This window comes from Lysinibacillus sp. EB106-09-02-XG168 (genome assembly GCF_058791475.1).
In genome coordinates this window covers 2,747,000-2,765,096 of sequence record NZ_JBYTDN010000003.1, presented here as the reverse complement: position 1 = coordinate 2,765,096, position 18,097 = coordinate 2,747,000, and the positions used below count along the sequence as shown (strand labels likewise).

Below are 18,097 nucleotides of genomic sequence, written 5' to 3'. Positions count from 1 at the left end.
TTACATTGCAATAAAAGGCATGGGTTACTCCTTGCCTTTTATTAAGAGACACATGCTCTTTTTTGGGTATGTGTCTTTTTTGTTGCAAAAAAGTGTTGTAGTGAACATGAAGAAGGAGTGTATGTGTATGCGAAACGAAGTACAAAGAATGATTTTCATCAAGGTATTTCTGGATAGTGGGTAGCAAAGCTTTAACAGCACTAGAGAAAGAAGGTTATAACGTATGTTTGATGTTTTAAGTAAATTAAGCTGGTTTTTTAAGAAATATTGGAAACAATATACAATAGCTGTCGTGTTATTAATGATCGCGAGTGGCTTAGAAGTTGTTCCACCGTATTTGCTAGGGTCAATTATCGATTTATTGACTGCTGGTGAAATGACACCAGCTCTTTTAACGAAGTATATTTTGATTTTCGTATGTATTATTATTGGGGGTTATACTCTTAATTTTGTGTGGCAATTCAGACTATTCGAAGGGGCTATTAACCTCGAGAAAATTTTGCGTCGAAAGCTTATGCAGCATTTTTTGCGTATGACGCCAACGTTTTATGAAAAAAATCGTACCGGAGATTTAATGGCTCGTGCGACGAATGATTTAAATGCAGTGTCGATGACTGCCGGGTTTGGGATTATGACATTGATCGATTCTAGCATCTACATGGGCTTTATTATTTTTGCAATGGGTTATATGATTTCGTGGAAACTTACTTTTTTTGCAATGCTACCAGTACCGATCATGGCCATCCTTATTCAATATTTAGGGAAAATAGTGCATGAACGCTATATGAAGGCGCAGGATGCTTTTGGTGAACTGAATGATAGTGTTCTAGAGTCGGTTGCAGGTGTGCGAGTTGTACGGGCATACGTACAAGAAAAGAAGGACGAAGCAAATTTTGCAGAGATGAGCGAGATCGTGTATGAAAAAAATATGCATACTGCAAAAATTAATGCCTTATTTGGACCGATTACAAAGGTCGGTACTGGGATTAGTTATGTTGTAGCGCTTGGCTATGGTGCTCATTTAGTAGCAATTGAAGCTATGACAGTTGGGCAACTTGTAACATTCAATGTTTACTTAGGGCTAGCAGTTTGGCCAATATTTGCAATTGGGGAACTTATAAACGTGATGCAGCAAGGTAACGCCTCGCTTGATCGCGTACAGGAAACACTAAACTATGAGGCGGATGTTCGAAATATTGCAAATCCACAAACAATTGCGACACCGAATGCGATTGGTTTTGATGATTTAACCTTTCAATATCCACTGAGTCAGGTGAAAAACCTTCAGCGAATTTCTTTGTCGTTGAAAAAGGGGCAAACACTTGGGATTGTTGGTAAAACGGGGGCGGGAAAAACGACCTTCCTGCGACAGTTATTACGTGAGTATCCAATCGGCGAGGGGCAGCTATCGATTGATGGAGTAGATATTGCTGCACAAACGAAGGAGCAGTTACTCGATTGGATTGGTTATGTTCCACAAGATCATGTTCTATTCTCACGTACTATTCGTGAAAATATTTTATTTGGGAAAGAAGATGCTACACAGTCTGAATTGCATCAGGCGATTCGTTCTGCATACTTTGAAAAAGATTTAAAAATTTTACCAATGGGCCTTGAGACACTTGTTGGTGAAAAGGGTGTATCTCTTTCAGGTGGTCAAAAGCAACGTGTTTCCATTGCGCGTGCTCTTATTAAAGACCCTGAAATTTTAATGCTTGATGACTCGCTTTCTGCTGTAGACGCCAAGACGGAGGCAAGAATTATTGAAAATATACAGCGAGAACGACAAGATAAAACGACGATTATTACTACGCATCGTTTATCAGGAATTCAGCATGCCGATTTAATTATCGTGCTAGATGAAGGCCAAATTGTAGAGCAGGGAACGCATGAGCAGCTTCTTTCACAACAAGGATGGTATAAAGAGCAATTTGACCGTCAACAGCTTGAAGGAGGTGCCTCATGAGTACGAGTCAACGTTTAACACGTTATGCAATGTATTTTAAAAAGACGATTCTACTAGGATTATTTTTCTTAACAATTGCCGTCTTTACGGAGCTTGTCGGGCCGTTTATTGCAAAGCATATTATTGATAATTACATGACAATTGGTCACATTGAATTAAAACCAATCACTTGGCTATTACTTGTCTATTTACTTTTAGCAATAGCTACAGCTGTTTTACGCTATTTTATGTATATTTATTTACAAATGGGTGCCAACCGTGTTGTACAAAAATTACGTAAGGATGTATTTGAGCATATTCAAACGTTACCAATTCAATACTTCGATAATTTACCAGCAGGGAAAATTGTAGCCCGTGTAACGAATGATACCGAGGCTGTTCGTAATTTATACGTTCAAGTACTGTCAAACTTCGTTACGAGTTTTATTTCTATTGTGGGTGTTTATATCGCACTCTTCATTTTAAATTGGAAAATGGCATTGTTAGCATTGACTATGATACCAGTCGTTTATTTATGGATGATTTTATATCGTAAAGTGGCCTCGAAATATAATGATGTCATCAGAACGAAAATTGCCGATATTAACGCAATGATTAATGAATCGATTCAAGGCATGACAATTATTCAAGCATTCCGTCGTGAGCAGCAAATGACGAAGGAATTTGATGATATGAATAATGAGCATTATGCATATGAACGCAAGCTACTTTTCCTTGATTCTGCAACGTCCTTCAACCTTGTTAATACATTAAGACTAATTATGTTTACGGTCTTTATTTTCTACTTTAGTACACAGTCATTTACGGCCACGGAAGTTATTTCTGCGGGGACACTATATGCCTTTGTCGATTATTTAACGAGATTATTTAATCCAATCACGAATATCGTCAATCAATTTTCTCAGCTTGAGCGCTCACTCGTTGCAGGAAAGCGTGTCTTTGAAGTGTTAGATACGAACGGGGAGCCAGTAGCTGAAAAAAGTATGCCTCGATATAAAGGAAATGTGGTGTTCGAAGATGTTTCCTTTGCCTATAAAAATGATGATTACGTATTGAAAAATTTATCATTTGAAGCACACCAAGGTGAAACAATTGCCTTAGTAGGCCATACAGGATCTGGGAAAAGCTCTATTATGAACTTATTGTTCCGTTTCTATGACCCATCTATAGGGAAAATTACGATTGATGGAATCGACATCACTTCGGTTCCTCGTCAAACAATGCGTGAACATATGGGTATTGTTTTACAGGACCCATACTTATTTACAGGTACTATTGCTTCGAACGTTAGCCTAAATAATCCTAAAATTTCACGAGAAAAAATAGAAGCTTCATTAAAGGCTGTTGGTGGGGAACGTGTTTTAGCGAACTTGCCAGATGGCTATGATGAGCCTGTTATTGAGAAGGGGAGCACATTGTCATCTGGGCAACGCCAGTTAATTTCCTTTGCGCGTGCCCTTGCCTTTGACCCGGCAATTTTAATTTTAGATGAGGCTACTTCGAATATAGATACGGAAACAGAGGAGATTATTCAGCATGCGATGGATGTACTGAAAAAAGGACGTACAACATTTATTATCGCTCACCGACTTTCTACTATTAAAAATGCCGATCGTATTCTTGTGTTAGATCGAGGCAAGATTGTGGAGCGTGGCACACATGATGAGCTATTAGCACAGGGTGGCATTTATGAAAAAATGTATCAAATGCAGGCGAATTCATTGCAATAATACTTAAACTCCGACAAGCTGAAAGCCTCACTTTGTGAAAAAGTGAGGCTTTCTATTTGTGCGCCCGGCATGCATATGAACTATAGGGTGTAAGTCCCGAACCCCGAAGACAGAAGTAGAGGTTAGCCAAGAGCAAGGGTGTCCGTGGCGACGCGGAATCTGAAGGAAGCTGGAGGCAAAACACCGGTCCGAGGAACACGAACCTCATAGAAGGCTAGGTATGATTGGATGAGTTTGCAAATCAAAACAAAGTCCTTTCTGTCGAAGGTCATATCGAGTAAATGAGGCGGATAGATGGTGTGAAAGTGCACGTGCTTACCCGGGGAGGTCTGATGGAAACGTGAAGTACCCTTCATAAATTACTTGGTGACAAGTAGCTGAACCATCAGAAGTCAGCAGAGGTCATAGTACGATTGGGTCTAGAACTAATCGGAAGGACCGAACAACTAAGAGAGAATAGCCCTTGGCATTCCATCTTGAATGAATAAACACAGAAAACAGAGAAACCTCACGCTTAGAAAGTAATGGTGAAGTCCATGAGGGTATTTGCGGAGGGTGTAGTTCAGGTGGGCATAAGAAGACAAGCTATTCACGGAAAGGAACGAAATGGTGATGTTGAATCAAATTCTAGCACGTCCGAATATGATACAAGCATTAAAGCGAGTGGAAGCGAATAAAGGAAGCCAGGGAGTAGACATGATGCCCGTACAAACTTTACGTCAGCACATCCTCGAAAACTGGGAATCCATTAAAGCGCAAATTCTAATGGGAACTTATGAACCGCAACCAGTACTTCGTGTCGAAATCCCGAAACCAGACGGCGGTGTGCGTCTATTAGGAATCCCAACCGTGACAGACCGTTTGATTCAACAAGCCATATCGCAGATATTATCAAAAGAATATGACCAAACTTTCTCGGACAACAGTTATGGGTTCCGACCAAAACGGAGTGCTCATGACGCAGTCCGAAAGGCGAAGGGTTATATGAAGGAAGGATATCGTTGGGTTGTGGATATGGATTTAGAGAAATTCTTTGATAAGGTCAACCACGACCGATTAATGGCAACATTAGCGAAAAGAATTCATGATAAATCATTATTAAAACTTATCCGTAAATATCTCCAAGCAGGTGTCATGATAAATGGAGTTGTTTCAAGTACAGAGGAAGGAACACCGCAAGGTGGACCATTAAGTCCACTTCTTTCTAATATCGTGTTAGATGAGTTGGATAAAGAATTAGAGAAACGTGGTCATAAATTCGTTCGCTACGCAGATGACTGCAATATCTATGTGAAGAGTAAACGTGCAGGAGAGCGTACAATAGCAAGTGTACAGCGATTCGTCGAAGGTACATTACGCTTGAAAGTGAATGAGTCCAAATCAGCGGTAGACCGACCGTGGAATCGAAAATTCTTGGGTTTTAGTTTTTCACACCATAAAGAACCAAAAGTTCGGGTGGCGAAAACAAGCCTTCAACGAATGAAGAAGAAAATACGAGAAATTACCTCTAGAAAGATGCCATTTCCAATGGAATATCGTATCGAGAAATTAAACCAATATCTAATTGGATGGTGTGGATATTTTGCGCTCGCAGATACACCTTCAGTATTCAGTAAATTAGACAGTTGGATTAAGAGAAGGTTGCGAATGTGTCTTTGGAAGAATTGGAAGAAACCCCGAACCAGAGTCAGAAATCTCATTCGTTTAAAAGTTCCGTACGGAAAAGCATACGAATGGGGAAATACCCGAAAAGGGTACTGGCGCATTTCAAAAAGCCCCATATTGCACAGAACCCTCGGCAATTCCTATTGGGAAAGCCAAGGGCTGAAAAGTCTGCAAGTTCGTTACGAAACTTTGCGTTATTCATCTTAATTGAACCGCCGTATACGGATCCGTACGTACGGTGGTGTGAGAGGTCGGGAGTTAATCACTCCCTCCTACTCGAATTAAGATTTTACATTTTTAAAGACATTGACAAAAAAGAACAGTACTGAAATTGTTACTGCGATACCGCCACCAGATACAAAGAGCTCAAATAACCAGTTTGGTACATCTATATGAACCATCATCATACCGACCAAGAGGAACGGCAATCCGAGATTGTAGAACCAAAATTGTGCTTTGGCCAGTCCTGTCTCGGCTGCATCTTTATAGATTGAATAAATTAAACCGATAAAACCAGTAGTCAGCCAACCTACCACACCGATGTGTGCGTGTGTCGCCGTCCATTCGAGTTGAATTGTATAATGCATAAACAGTCCAAAGGCCAAAACAATGACTAAATATAAGATTGAAATCTTTATCCATTTAGCACCCATTTATAAACAACTCCTTTCCCGAAATGATTTAGCTAGCTATTACAGTTTATTCTTGTCGAATAAAAAAGTTGACATATTATTTTTTTGTGAAAAATGCTGATTTTTCCTGCGGAATAAAGTGTTGGAAGTATAAAATTGCCAATTGGAGGGTCTATGAAAAAGAAAATTATTTTTTTTATGATTATTTTAATGGTTTGTTGTTTGCCAATCACCTTTGTTGTGAAGGAAAGAGCTCGAAAGCAAACGATGACAACAAAAGTGAATAGCATCATTGCTGAAAATTGGAAGAACAATGAGTATAGTATAACGGTACGAGATATAGAAACTGGGGAAGTACTTTACAATAGAAATGGAGATAAAATGATACGCCCTGCTTCTTCGCTCAAGCTTTTAGTTAGCGCCGCTGCTTTGGATTTATTAGGGCCTGACTATCGCTTTGCTACGAAGACATATGTCGATGGCACAATTGAAGATGGTGTTCTTCACGGTAATATTTATATACAAGGCGGGGGAGATCCAACGCTTTTACCTGTTCATTTAGAATCGTTTTCGAATGAATTGAAAAAGATGGGTATCTCGAAAATTTCGGGTTCCTTAATCGGGGATGATACTTGGTTTGATGCAGATCGTTTACCAAAGGGAATTGTACCTGAAGAAGAGGATCAACCATATGCTTCGCGCATTTCAGCATTAACGATTTCGCCAAATGATCAATATGATATTGCAACTGTGCAAGTGAAAGTGACAGGCTCAAAGGTTGGTACTACAGGTAATGTTCAGCTTGTTCCGTTTGCAAGTACTATTCCGATAGTCAACAAAACAAAAGTTGTGAACAAGGACGAGAAAAGTACAGTGAAAATTACAAGAGAATACGGTACAGATCAAATCATTGTAACGGGTAACTTACCAGCATATTCACAGGTAAGTACAAATGTAGCTGTCTATCATCCAACGCTATATACACTTGACGTATTCCGAGAAATATTAAGCTCGAAAGGTATCCAAACAATGCCTATTGAAACAGGAAAGGTACCTGAGAATGCACAACAAGTAAGTATTTCATATTCAAAACCATTACAGGATATTAACTTTATGTATTTAAAGTTAAGCATTAATGGGATGGGTGATATGTTTACTAAACAACTAGGGCGAAAGTTACTTGATGAAGGCAGCTGGTCCGCTGGCATTAAAGCGATTCGTACGTATGGTAGTGATATTGGGCTTAATATGGAGCATTGGTATATTGAAGATGGTTCAGGTTTAAGTCATCAAAATCGAGTAAGCAGTATGCAAGTAAGTCTATTATTATATAACGTTCGCAATAAATCCTGGTATTCCACATATTTAGATTCATTACCGCATGCAGGAAGAAAGGGCAGCCTTGTTGGTGCGACTTTAGAAAATCGTATGGAGGGCTATAGTGTATCTGCTAAAACAGGCTATATTGCTGGAACATATGCTTTGTGTGGCTATGTAAAAGGAAAGAGTGGCAAGTGGTATATCTTTAGTATTTTGACACAGGCCAATAAAACTTCAGCTATCCCAATTATTGATGAAATTGTTAAACAGGTTGCAAATGAAATGTAAGAATGTTGAACAATGTGGTTTAATTTATTTCAGCAGGGTGTTTTTTTAGCGAAAGAAAAGCATCAGCTACAGGTGTAAAAGGGTCAGGGCAATGTAAAGGTGTCTTGACCCTTTTTCTATCCCTTTTTGTAAATAGAAAGCAAAGGCTAGTCTAATCTCAACCTCAATAGGTCATGGGCTGAATGCGGATATAGAGTGCTAGTTTGTATAAAACATAGTGGCATTATGAGTTTCTTGTTACTGGATATTAAATAATCAAATTTTATTTTACAAATAAAGTATTATTATGTGTTATTAGTAAATATAGTGTACGTCTTATTTTCGTCCGATATGCATATAATTAGACTATATTAACTTTTTTCCAACTTAATACGTCAAAAAGTAGGGTAAATTTTTGCATGAGAGGACTTATGTATGGAAAAAAACACAAAACGCACTAAAGAAAAAAAGAGCAAGAAGAAAATTTGGATTTGGATAGTAGGTGGCTTATTAACGATATTTTTAATTTTTATAGGTACTGCTTATTACACTATCCAAAAAACAATGAATAAAATAAATACACCATTAATTGAAACAACAGATGAAAGTAAAGAACAAAAAATAGTTACGAAAAAAGACCCGTTTTCCGTGTTAATGCTTGGAGTTGATGAACGAAAAGAAGACAGTGGCCGTTCTGACACGATGATTGTCATTACGGTGAACCCTCAAAAACAAACGATGAAGATGCTCAGTATACCTCGAGACACTCGTACTGAAATTATTGGACATAATACCGTCGATAAAATCAATCATGCCTATGCATTTGGCGGCGTCCCAATGGCAGTGGATACGGTGGAGCATTTTTTAAATATACCTATTGATTATTATGTGTTTGTTAATATGGATGGCTTCCTGCAAATTATTGACACGATTGGTGGGGTGACCATTGATAATGACATGGACTTAACATATGATTCCTATCATTATCCGAAAGGTGAGATAACTTTAGATGGTGATAATGCACTGATCTTCTCACGTATTCGTTATGAAGATCCTCGTGGTGATTTTGGACGTCAAATTCGCCAACGACAAATTATTGAAGCGGTTTTGAAAAAAGCCTCGTCAACATCTTCTATATTATTAAAGGCTACAGATATGCTTGATGTAGTAGGAGATAATGTTCGTATGAATTTTACGATGAAGGATTTAATTCAACTACAAAGTATTTATAAAAATATGGATGGTAATCTTGAGCAGTTGTCGTTTAAAGAGGGAGATGGCAAAAGAATTGACAACATATGGTATTTCATCCCTGAAGAGACCGAACTAGAAAAAATAAAAGCGGAATTAAAAGCTCATTTGCAATAAAAGAGTGACAATTTGAGTACGATAGTTGTAAATCTTTGGACAATGAGGGGAGGGAGATACATGAATGGAAGGACCCAGGTGCTTAGGTATACAGCTGTAAACAATTGCATGCAAAGCTATGTGCCTAAGCGTAAAGTTCAAAAAAATTCATTCAGTTCAGCTATGCGTCATCTACAACTATTGTGCTTGAAAATTTTCATGTGAAACATAAAAAATCATTCAGGTAGGGTGCATGCCTAGTTGAATGGTTTTTTTATTTTAACTACTTTCAGTGGGTGTCCAAACACATGTACCTGCCGCTACGCTTTCGGTACAAAAGAGATTTGCTGAAATAGAGGAACTCAGTCTAAGAACGTCACGTCCTGTGGCATTCCGAAATGACCGACATCGTTCCGGCCCTCACACAGGCTTAAGCACAAAGTCGATAACGGATGCAATTATTGCTGAGGCATAATTTATTTATTTTTTTATTTATTTGAAATATCAGAAAATTGATGTATAATTGTGTTAGAAATGGCTGAAGGAGTGATTGTGATGATTATAGGTACATTTTTTTTAGCAGTTGCACTACATGTAGGTATTGTTTTAACAGTAGACTTATTAACTAATCAGCAACACTCTACTACTACGTAAAGTAACCACTCATAATTGAAAAACAAAAGAATAGAATGTATCTAGGCAAAGTTATAAATTAGCTTTGTCTATTTTTTATGAACATGAAACAATTTATGTGAAAATTCGTCCATATACTGTAGAAAATGTTATACTATAAAAAAACAGTATCGGGGAATGAGCATGCAAGAAGAGAAAACAAGTAGTTTCAAACAGGAAATAATATCCTATCTTAAAATTATTGTAATTACCGCTATAGTTGTTTTAGGCTGTAAGCAATTTTTATTTGCACCGATTAAAGTACAAGGAGCTTCTATGTACCCAACTTATCATGATAAGGATATTATTATTGTAAGTAAAATGAGTAAAATTGAACGCTTTGATCAAATCGTCTTTCAATCACCAACAGAGGATGAGCTATATATTAAACGAGTAGTTGGCCTACCAGGTGATACAGTTGAAATGAAAGACGATGTTTTGTATGTAAATGGAAAAGCTTATAAAGAAGATTATGTGAATCGTCAAACAGATGATCCTAAGCAATTACGAATTACAGAAAATTTCACGTTAGAGCAATTAGTAAATGAGAAAAAGGTACCTGAGGGTAAGTATCTTGTACTCGGGGACAACCGTTTAAGAAGTTCTGATAGCCGCCATTATGGCTTAATTTCTAAAGATGCCGTCTATGGTGAAGCTAAATTAACAATATATCCGTTTAATCGTTTCCATATTGGTTCAAAGTAAATTAAATAGGGACTTGCAGTGAAAAAGAGGCTACTCAACGTAGCCTCTTTTTTAGTTCGCTGATAAATCTTTGCAAACTTTATAAGTGGAGTAATAGGTACAAACCGTTGAATTTTCAACCGTTTCTTTTATCGGGATTTGCTGTTCGCTCAGACTAGGAGAATTGATTGCTTGTTGATTGATTGAGAGCTCTTCTGTTACTGGTTCTACACCATAAAACAACAATAAAAAGTAGCATACTAAACCTACTATACGCAAACAATCACCTCACAATGTTCTGTTATATTAGTATGTATGGTCAAACTTGAAAAAATATAAGTAAAATCTGAAATTTCTTTCTTTTAATATGATTTTTTAGTAGGTAAGTGGTTGCACTTTAATGAATAAGAGTGCTATAGTGAACTAAGTTTATGGATGACAAGAAAGAAATAATAAAAAAATGTTGTCATGCAAAATTCAATATGCTAATATAGCTAACGTAAATATTTGATATGTATAACCTCAATGATATGGATTGAGGGTCTCTACCAGGAACCATAAAATCCTGACTACAAAAATCGTGCTTCATTTTTGTAGTCAGGATTTTTTTTAACTTCTTTCATCAGTATCCAAACATTGGTAGCTGACGTTTTGCTTTCGCTACCAAAAACATTTGTAGCTGACGCTTCGCTTTCGCTACCAAAAACATTTGTTGAAAGAAGTTAAAGCCTCCGGCGGATGTCACGGAATCATAAAGGAGTTCTTTGTTCATGCACAAAGCCGATTCCGGACGCAATTATGCCGAGGCATAATTGAGATCTCCCTACAAAAATGAAAGTGTAACAGAAGGGTGATAATTATGAATTGGAGAGTTTACATTCTGGCCGTTACTACCTTTGCGGTAGGATTGGTGGAATTAATTGTTGGTGGTATATTACCAACAATTGCAAAAGATTTAAAAGTGTCCTTATCAACAGCGGGACAATTAATTACAATATTTGCTCTCGTCTATGCGATATCTGCGCCTGTGCTTTTATCATTAACCGCAAAAGTGGAACGGAAGCGCCTTTATCTTATTTCTTTATTTATTTTTACTTTAGGTAATCTTATGACGTATTTTAGTACGACATTTTTGATCGTCATGATTGCTAGAATTTTCACGGCGATGAGTACTGCATTGGTCATCGTCTTATCCTTAACGATTGCGACAAAAATTGTTGAACCAAGACATCGTGCAAAAGCGTTAGGGTTTGTTTTCATAGGTGTTAGTTCGGCACTTGTCATCGGTGTGCCAATTGGAATATTTGTTTCGGAAGCATTTGGATGGAGAGCTATATTTTTAGGAATCGCGCTTCTTTCAACTATATCTATGATTCTTATTGCGTTATTACTTGAAAAAATGCCAGTTGTAGAAATTGTCCCATTAAAGGCTCAAATTAAATCATTGTCGAATTTAAAAATCTTAAGTGCACAATTAACAACACTGTTTATGCTGGCTGGTCATTATATGCTTTATGCATATTTAACGCCATTTTTAGTAGAAGCATTTGATATGAGTGCCTCTTGGATTAGTATCTGTTATCTAATCTTCGGAATAGCGTCTGTCAGTGGGAATGCTCTTGGTGGTTGGCTAAGTGACAAAATTGGTACTGGTAAAGCCATTCTAATTGTTGTCTCTACATTTGCCGTTGTATTATTTAGTATTCCTTATACAATTGTTGCTTTTCCACTCTTTTTAGTCGCGACAATTTTATGGGGTGCACTTAGTTGGGCACTTACCCCTCCATTACAAAATTATTTAATAGAAACTGATCCAAAAACGTCTGATATTCAACAAAGCTTAAATACTGCTGCTTTACAAATCGGTATATCTATCGGATCAGCTGTTGGTGGGGCTATGTTTGCTGTTATAGGGTCTGCTAAGCATTTAGCTGGCTTCGGTGCCATTTTAGTTTTATGTGCACTAGGCTGTGCGATTTTTTCTCTAAAAAGAGCGCCAGTTTCACATGAGGCTGAGCTAGGGCTGAAATCGGCTCACAACAATTTATAGTTTAGAGTTGCTCATCGAACGCCTCCATGAGAGTGCTCGGTCGGAACAGAAATCACATTATGGTAATGGCTGGAATTTCTGAAAAAAATTGGACCTATCATTGAAAGCTAGGATAGCATTTTGCGAAAATGTATGTCATGTGAAAAGTTGATTGGAGTGGAGGCTTGGCGAGTCCTTGGGGTCAGCAATAGAGAGAAACAAAGGCTAAAACCATCACGTCCTGTGATAACGCCTTCGTGACCAACATCATGTTGGGGACGCCCCCGGGAAAGTGCCCAGTCGGAACGGAAATCAACCACACGTTATGGTGACGAACTTTTATAGTGGATTTTTGGTTTGAATATCCAGAAAATACTACTGTAAAAGAAGGACAATCATATAGAGGTAAATACATGCAGATAGATTTAACGAAATTTAAAGGGTCAAATGTGAAAGTTGTCGCAACAATTGACCAGACGCTTTACCGAAATGTGGGTGCTATTATTTTATATGAAGAGGATTCACACACTTTATCTGTACGAAAACTAAAACGAAAAATCGCTGATCAATATATACCAACAGACGAACTCGGAAACTTTCTGTTCGACTCTTAAGCAGATGCTATAAAATTTACTCTTAAGCTTACTAGAATGAGTGCACTCGATTATTTATTAGTATCGAATAAAAAGCTAAATGATATAAGGTTAATTGGGATTGTCCATAATTTAAAGAAGAGTTAGATACTATCGTTAATTCAACAATCCAGAAATATACAAAGGGCATTTTGAATAATTATATTCAAATGCCCTTTGTATATTTTGATTCATAATAAATTATTTTACTAACCAATTGAAGTGATAGACTTCTATTAGCTTTTTTTAGTGAAAATAGTTAATAATTTTGAACACTCCATACTTTACATTTCTTGAAGCGTTTTCCCCTATGTAATTTATCAAATGATTTCCCTTAAGAACTAATTGTTTAAAAAGAAATTTATTTAAATTTCCTTCTAGTTAACTTCCAAATAAAAAGAACTTTCTAATAATATTTTATTGAATGTTCATTAAATTTTTATGTTTGAATTTTTTGGGTTTTAGATATATATTTAATATATAGAATTTTTTGACATATTTAGCTTAAAATATATAATGCGTCGATTTGTTGTCTAATTTCACTATTTTTATTTAACCATTTAATTATTAACGAGGTGTTTTATGACAATATCAATTGTATTTCCAGGACAAGGCTCTCAATTTCCAGGGATGGGAAAAAATCTATTTTACCAGCATCAAACTGCACGAACTATTTTTGAAGAAGCAAGTGATTCCTTACAACTAAATTTAAAAGAATATTGCTTTGGTAAGCATACTGATCAATTAATGCAAACAAAGTATACTCAGTTGGCTGTATTTGTGGTCAGCTATGCTACATTTCGTGTTTTACAAGAGAATTTGGATCTGCATCCCCGTATTTTATTAGGACATAGTTTAGGGGAATTGACTGCTTTAGTTTCTGCTAATACATTTTCTTTTACTGATGGATTGGAAATTGTCCGGACTAGAGGAGAATTAATGCAAGAAGCGTCTATTGGTGACTATAAAATGGCTGCGATTATAGGATTGGACTCTTCTGATGTTCAAGCCCATTGTGAAAATATATCTAGAAAAGATAATATCGTAGAAATTTCTAACTATAATTCAAGAGACCAAACTGTAATTTCAGGTCATGAAGATGCTGTAAAGCAAGTGGTAAAACAAATACAAAAAACGGCTGGAAAGGTTATTTATTTAAATGTGACATCACCATTTCATTCTTCAATTATGACAGAACCTGCCACTTTATTCGGTGAATATATCAAAAAATTCAGAATTAAAAAGCCGGAAGTTGATGTATTGTCCAATGTAACGGGTGACACACATGAAGATATTTTAATTCATGAGATGCTCTCTCGTCAAATTGTTCAACCAGTTGATTGGGTTGCTTGTATGAATTTTTTACATCAACAAAATATTACGGACATTATTGAAGTTGGCCCTGGAACGTCATTATCAAATATATTAAAAAGTCACTTGCCAATTGCTCAAGTGTATTCAATTGGCGAACTTACGGAGTTGGAACAAGTAAAGCGACAATTAACACTGATTTATCCACATTATCGCTTTTTAAAAAAATGCATAAGTATTGCGGTTAGTACGCAAAATAAAGGTCTTCAAAATTCAGAATCGCAAAAAATGATATTACATCATTATAAAGAATTAGTCGAGATGTATGAAAAATTACGTAAAGATGTAATTTTGAATGGGATGCAACAAATTCTATTTCATTTTACAGAAATACTAAAGTTAAAGTTTATTTCTAATGAAGACTGGCAAGAAAGACATAAACAATTAGCTATCATTGCAGAGAATGATAGATTTTTAGTAAATATTTTAATAAATATTAATGAGGAAATTATGAATTCTATTTATTCAAAAAACTAATTTTTAAGTTTACTTGTTTATGATTGGAGGGGCCAGCTTGGAGAAATATAATAATTTAGTTGAGGTTATACAAAACGCAGCACAAACAAATAACGGAATTCGTTTTATTGAAGGACAGCATATAGACCAATATATTCCTTATGTTGAATTGTATGAACGATCTTTAAGATTGCTGCATAGCTTACAATCACATGGAATTGAACCAGGAGATGAATTAGTCTTTCAATTTAATGATAATTGTAAATTCATTGAAACGTTTATAGCTTGTTTGTTAGGGGGCATTGTAGCCGTACCTATACATCTTGTACACACCAAAAATGAACGAAAGAAACTACAAAATGTATGGCAAATATTAAAAAATCCCAAAATTATTACGGAAAGTCCTTATATAAATGAAATAGCAATGACGTTATCTCTTCAGCCTACAATTATTTTAAACTATGAATACTTAAGCCGTGAAATGCAGCGGGGCATAATTTATAAGGTTGAAGCGGATGACATTGCTTATATTCAATTTTCATCTGGTTCCACAGGTGCACCTAAAGGATGTATTTTAACACATCACAATTTGATTACTAATATTCAAGATATGATAACGGCTTCTCATATTACTACAGCAGACCAAACATTTAGTTGGATGCCATTAACCCATGACTTAGGTTTAATTGGTTTTTTCTTAACACCTCTCTACTTAAATATCACACTAAACATTATGTCCACGGCGCTCTTTATTCGACGACCAATGCTTTGGATGCAGAAAATTTCTGAATATAGAGTAACAATAACCGCATCACCCAATTTTGGTTATCGATTTTTTATGAAACGCATGAAGGTTGGAAAGATATTCGATTGGGATTTATCTTGCGTTCGTTTAATTTTTAACGGCGCAGAACCTATTTCACTAACCACAATTTTACGGTTCATTAATTCTTTAAAACCCTACAATCTTAAAGAAAATACCATGTATCCAGTATACGGAATGGCTGAAGCATGTTTAGGAATAGCTTTTCCTAAGCCTGGATCATATATCCAATTTGGTTATTACAACAGAGAACAATTAGCAATTGGGCAATCAGTGCAAATTTGTCAATCTTCAGATGAAAAAGCCATTGCACTTATCTATGAAGGTTATCCTTTAGATTCTCTGGCTCTTAAAATATGTGACGATAAGCAAGTAGAAGTAGGGGAAGGTGTTGTCGGTCATATATTGATTAAGGGTAACAATGTAACAAAGGGATACTATCAAAATCCAAAAGCCACTGAGAAGGCACTTACAGGTGATCTTTGGTTAAAAACTGGAGATTTGGGTTTCAAAATTGATGGCAAAGTTGTCGTTGTAGGACGTTCTAAAGATGTAGTGATTGTGAACGGACAAAAATTTCATTCACATGATTTAGAAAATCAAATAGGAGAAGCGATAGATATAGATTCGGAAAAAATCATTATTGTAAGTATTAATATTTCAAATGATTATGAACAGATTATAGCCTTTATTCAGTATCATCCGGATAAATTATTAGAATTTTCGAATATTGTTGAATTAGTTCAAAAAACAACTATGGAACATTTTGGATTTTCGTTTGATGCGGTATTCCCAATTAGAAAAATTCCTAAGACAACAAGTACAAAAAAACAACGTTTCCTAGTAAAAGAGCAATATCAACTTGGACAATTTGACGAGATTCAAGAAGAGCTACAAAGTTTAATGATCAATGAATGTAAAGGACAAGAGAGAGCGGTTTCTGAACTGGAAAAAACGCTATTAGTATGCTGGGAAACAATACTAGAAACAACTAACGTTGGAGTTGAAGATCATTTCTTTGAAGTAGGAGGAGATTCATTAAAAGCAACACAATTGGCTATTGAAATTGAATGTCAAATGGGCTTAGATGCACCTCTTTCATTAATATATTCACATCCAACAATTCGCGCACAAGCCACTCAATTGCAAAAACAGCCGAAAGCATCTGTATGTACAATTCCTATTGAAAATAAGCAACCTTATTATCCTTTATCTCCTTCTCAAAAGCGAATCTATATACGAAGTAAATTTAAAGATAGCGACACAGCATTTAATGTACCTGTTGCAATTCAATTAGATGGAAATATGAACATTCAAAAATTCGAATCTGCAATAAATAAACTGATTACACGTCATAGTATCTTACGAACATCATTTTTTGAAATTGATGGTATTCCTTACCAAAAAATACATGGACAATTAGACTATCAATTAGAAACAGGATCTATAACTCTTAATGAAATAGAACATACAATTCAATCTTTTATCCGATCATTTGAATTACAAAAGCCTGGTCTTTTTCGTATTGGTTTGTATCGTATAGAAGAAACAACTCATTTATTAATTTTAGATATGCATCATCTTATTTCGGATGGTACTTCTATCAGTTTAATTATGGAAGAATTAGATGCTCTTTATGCAGGTGAAGTCTTGGAACCTTTGGAAATCCAATATAAAGACTATGCATTATGGAAGGATCAAACTTCAAATATAAGTGAAGAAGAGCTTGTTTTCTGGAAAAAGAATATGAGAAAAATAAAGAAATTAAATTTGCCACTGGATTTTCCAAAAACGTTGGAAAATAGATTTGAGGGTAATCGTGTGTTTTTTGAAATTCCACCAAAACTTGTAGATGGTCTTCAAGAAATAGCACATCAATACGATGTTACGCCATATATGGTTCTATGTTCTGCTTACCAAGTTTTCCTTTATCATTATTCAGGTCAGAACGATATAGTATCAGTTGCCCCATTTGCTGGAAGGAAAATTTATGAATTACAAAAAATGATTGGACCACTCCTAAACGTTGTACCTATTTGCAGCCAATTGGAAGAGGAAATGACTTTTAAAGCAGTTCTTGAACAAATGAAATCTTTTTTAATTGGGGCTTATGCGTGTCAAGATTTCCCTTTCGAGAGGTTATATGACGAACCAGAAATAGCAAATGAAATACTAAGTTTTATTTTTCAAGCAAATATGTTTGTATTTCAAAATTTTAAAAAACCAACTTTTAATAAATGGGAATATAAAATCCTAGACATACCTAATCAAACTGCACAATACGATTTATTGCTGTCGATTACCACAAATCGAAAGCAAATGAGTGCTTTTTTTGAATATTCTAAAGCAGCTTACAAAGAAGAGACAGTTTTACGTTTCATTGATAGCTTTCATGAAATTCTTAATCAGTTAGTTTCAAATCCATTATTACCACTAAATGAGATTCTAGTTAGTGAATTACAGGTTGAGGATAAAATTGAGATTCTTTCATTTGAATTTTAAA

The 18,097-nt window shown here is 35.8% G+C and carries 14 protein-coding genes and 1 riboswitch; of the genes, 11 read left to right on the top strand and 3 right to left on the bottom strand.

The genetic code is table 11. The features are described from left to right. The first annotated feature begins 223 nt into the window (after positions 1–223). The 3 genes from AC3WSO_RS14325 (at position 224) to ltrA (ending at position 5,568) form a co-directional block, all read left to right on the top strand. The gene (locus tag AC3WSO_RS14325) at positions 224–1,966 is read left to right on the top strand and encodes an ABC transporter ATP-binding protein (protein ID WP_492531682.1); all 1,743 of its coding nucleotides are present in this window, start codon (positions 224–226) and stop codon (positions 1,964–1,966) included. After that, positions 1,963–3,696, top strand: coding sequence for an ABC transporter ATP-binding protein (locus tag AC3WSO_RS14320; RefSeq protein WP_492531681.1), 1,734 nt, complete (start codon positions 1,963–1,965; stop codon positions 3,694–3,696). Before AC3WSO_RS14325 ends, AC3WSO_RS14320 begins: the two co-directional genes overlap by 4 nt. A gap of 609 nt (positions 3,697–4,305) precedes the next feature. Next, a complete protein-coding gene (gene ltrA / locus AC3WSO_RS14315) occupies positions 4,306–5,568 on the top strand; it encodes a group II intron reverse transcriptase/maturase (protein ID WP_492531680.1) in 1,263 nt (420 codons plus the stop codon). A gap of 74 nt (positions 5,569–5,642) precedes the next feature. Here ltrA and AC3WSO_RS14310 read toward each other — a convergent pair whose 3' ends face one another. After that, positions 5,643–6,014, bottom strand: coding sequence for a hypothetical protein (locus tag AC3WSO_RS14310; protein ID WP_492531679.1), 372 nt, complete (start codon positions 6,012–6,014; stop codon positions 5,643–5,645). Positions 6,015–6,167: 153 nt separating this feature from the next. Between AC3WSO_RS14310 and dacB the strand changes: the two genes are divergently transcribed. The 4 genes from dacB to lepB all read left to right on the top strand — a co-directional run bounded on the left by dacB (position 6,168) and on the right by lepB (position 10,304). Continuing rightward, positions 6,168–7,601 carry a D-alanyl-D-alanine carboxypeptidase/D-alanyl-D-alanine endopeptidase gene (dacB, locus tag AC3WSO_RS14305; protein ID WP_492531677.1) on the top strand — a complete coding sequence of 478 codons (1,434 nt, stop codon included), beginning with the start codon at positions 6,168–6,170 and terminating at the stop codon, positions 7,599–7,601. Positions 7,602–8,015: 414 nt separating this feature from the next. Next, positions 8,016–8,948 (top strand): LCP family glycopolymer transferase, encoded by a 933-nt coding sequence (locus tag AC3WSO_RS14300; RefSeq protein ID WP_492531675.1) that lies wholly within the window; start codon positions 8,016–8,018, stop codon positions 8,946–8,948. Between the two features lie 534 nt (positions 8,949–9,482). Further along, positions 9,483–9,581, top strand: a complete 99-nt coding sequence (locus AC3WSO_RS14295) for a transcriptional regulator (protein ID WP_386830290.1) — start codon at positions 9,483–9,485, stop codon at positions 9,579–9,581. Between the two features lie 162 nt (positions 9,582–9,743). Beyond that, entirely contained in the window at positions 9,744–10,304 is a 561-nt protein-coding gene (gene lepB, locus AC3WSO_RS14290; protein ID WP_492531673.1) for a signal peptidase I, read from the top strand. Between the two features lie 51 nt (positions 10,305–10,355). On the opposite strand, the gene AC3WSO_RS14285 is transcribed toward lepB, so the two are convergent. Both AC3WSO_RS14285 and AC3WSO_RS14280 read right to left on the bottom strand, forming a co-directional pair. Continuing rightward, the gene (locus tag AC3WSO_RS14285; protein WP_492531672.1) at positions 10,356–10,562 is read right to left on the bottom strand and encodes a hypothetical protein; all 207 of its coding nucleotides are present in this window, start codon (positions 10,560–10,562) and stop codon (positions 10,356–10,358) included. 213 nt (positions 10,563–10,775) lie between these two features. After that, positions 10,776–10,875, top strand: a riboswitch (purine riboswitch). A gap of 30 nt (positions 10,876–10,905) precedes the next feature. Next, a complete protein-coding gene (locus AC3WSO_RS14280) occupies positions 10,906–11,055 on the bottom strand; it encodes a hypothetical protein (protein ID WP_492531670.1) in 150 nt (49 codons plus the stop codon). Between the two features lie 87 nt (positions 11,056–11,142). Between AC3WSO_RS14280 and AC3WSO_RS14275 the strand changes: the two genes are divergently transcribed. The 4 genes from AC3WSO_RS14275 to AC3WSO_RS14260 all read left to right on the top strand — a co-directional run bounded on the left by AC3WSO_RS14275 (position 11,143) and on the right by AC3WSO_RS14260 (position 18,096). Then, a complete protein-coding gene (locus tag AC3WSO_RS14275) occupies positions 11,143–12,333 on the top strand; it encodes an MFS transporter (protein ID WP_492531668.1) in 1,191 nt (396 codons plus the stop codon). Positions 12,334–12,656: 323 nt separating this feature from the next. Further along, positions 12,657–12,926: a hypothetical protein gene (locus AC3WSO_RS14270; protein WP_492531666.1), complete on the top strand. Its 270-nt coding sequence runs from the start codon at positions 12,657–12,659 to the stop codon at positions 12,924–12,926. 600 nt (positions 12,927–13,526) lie between these two features. After that, the gene (gene fabD, locus AC3WSO_RS14265; protein WP_492531664.1) at positions 13,527–14,792 is read left to right on the top strand and encodes an ACP S-malonyltransferase; all 1,266 of its coding nucleotides are present in this window, start codon (positions 13,527–13,529) and stop codon (positions 14,790–14,792) included. Between the two features lie 37 nt (positions 14,793–14,829). Further along, complete coding sequence (locus tag AC3WSO_RS14260; protein WP_492531662.1) at positions 14,830–18,096, top strand: condensation domain-containing protein; 3,267 nt, start codon at positions 14,830–14,832, stop codon at positions 18,094–18,096. Position 18,097: the final 1 nt, after the last annotated feature.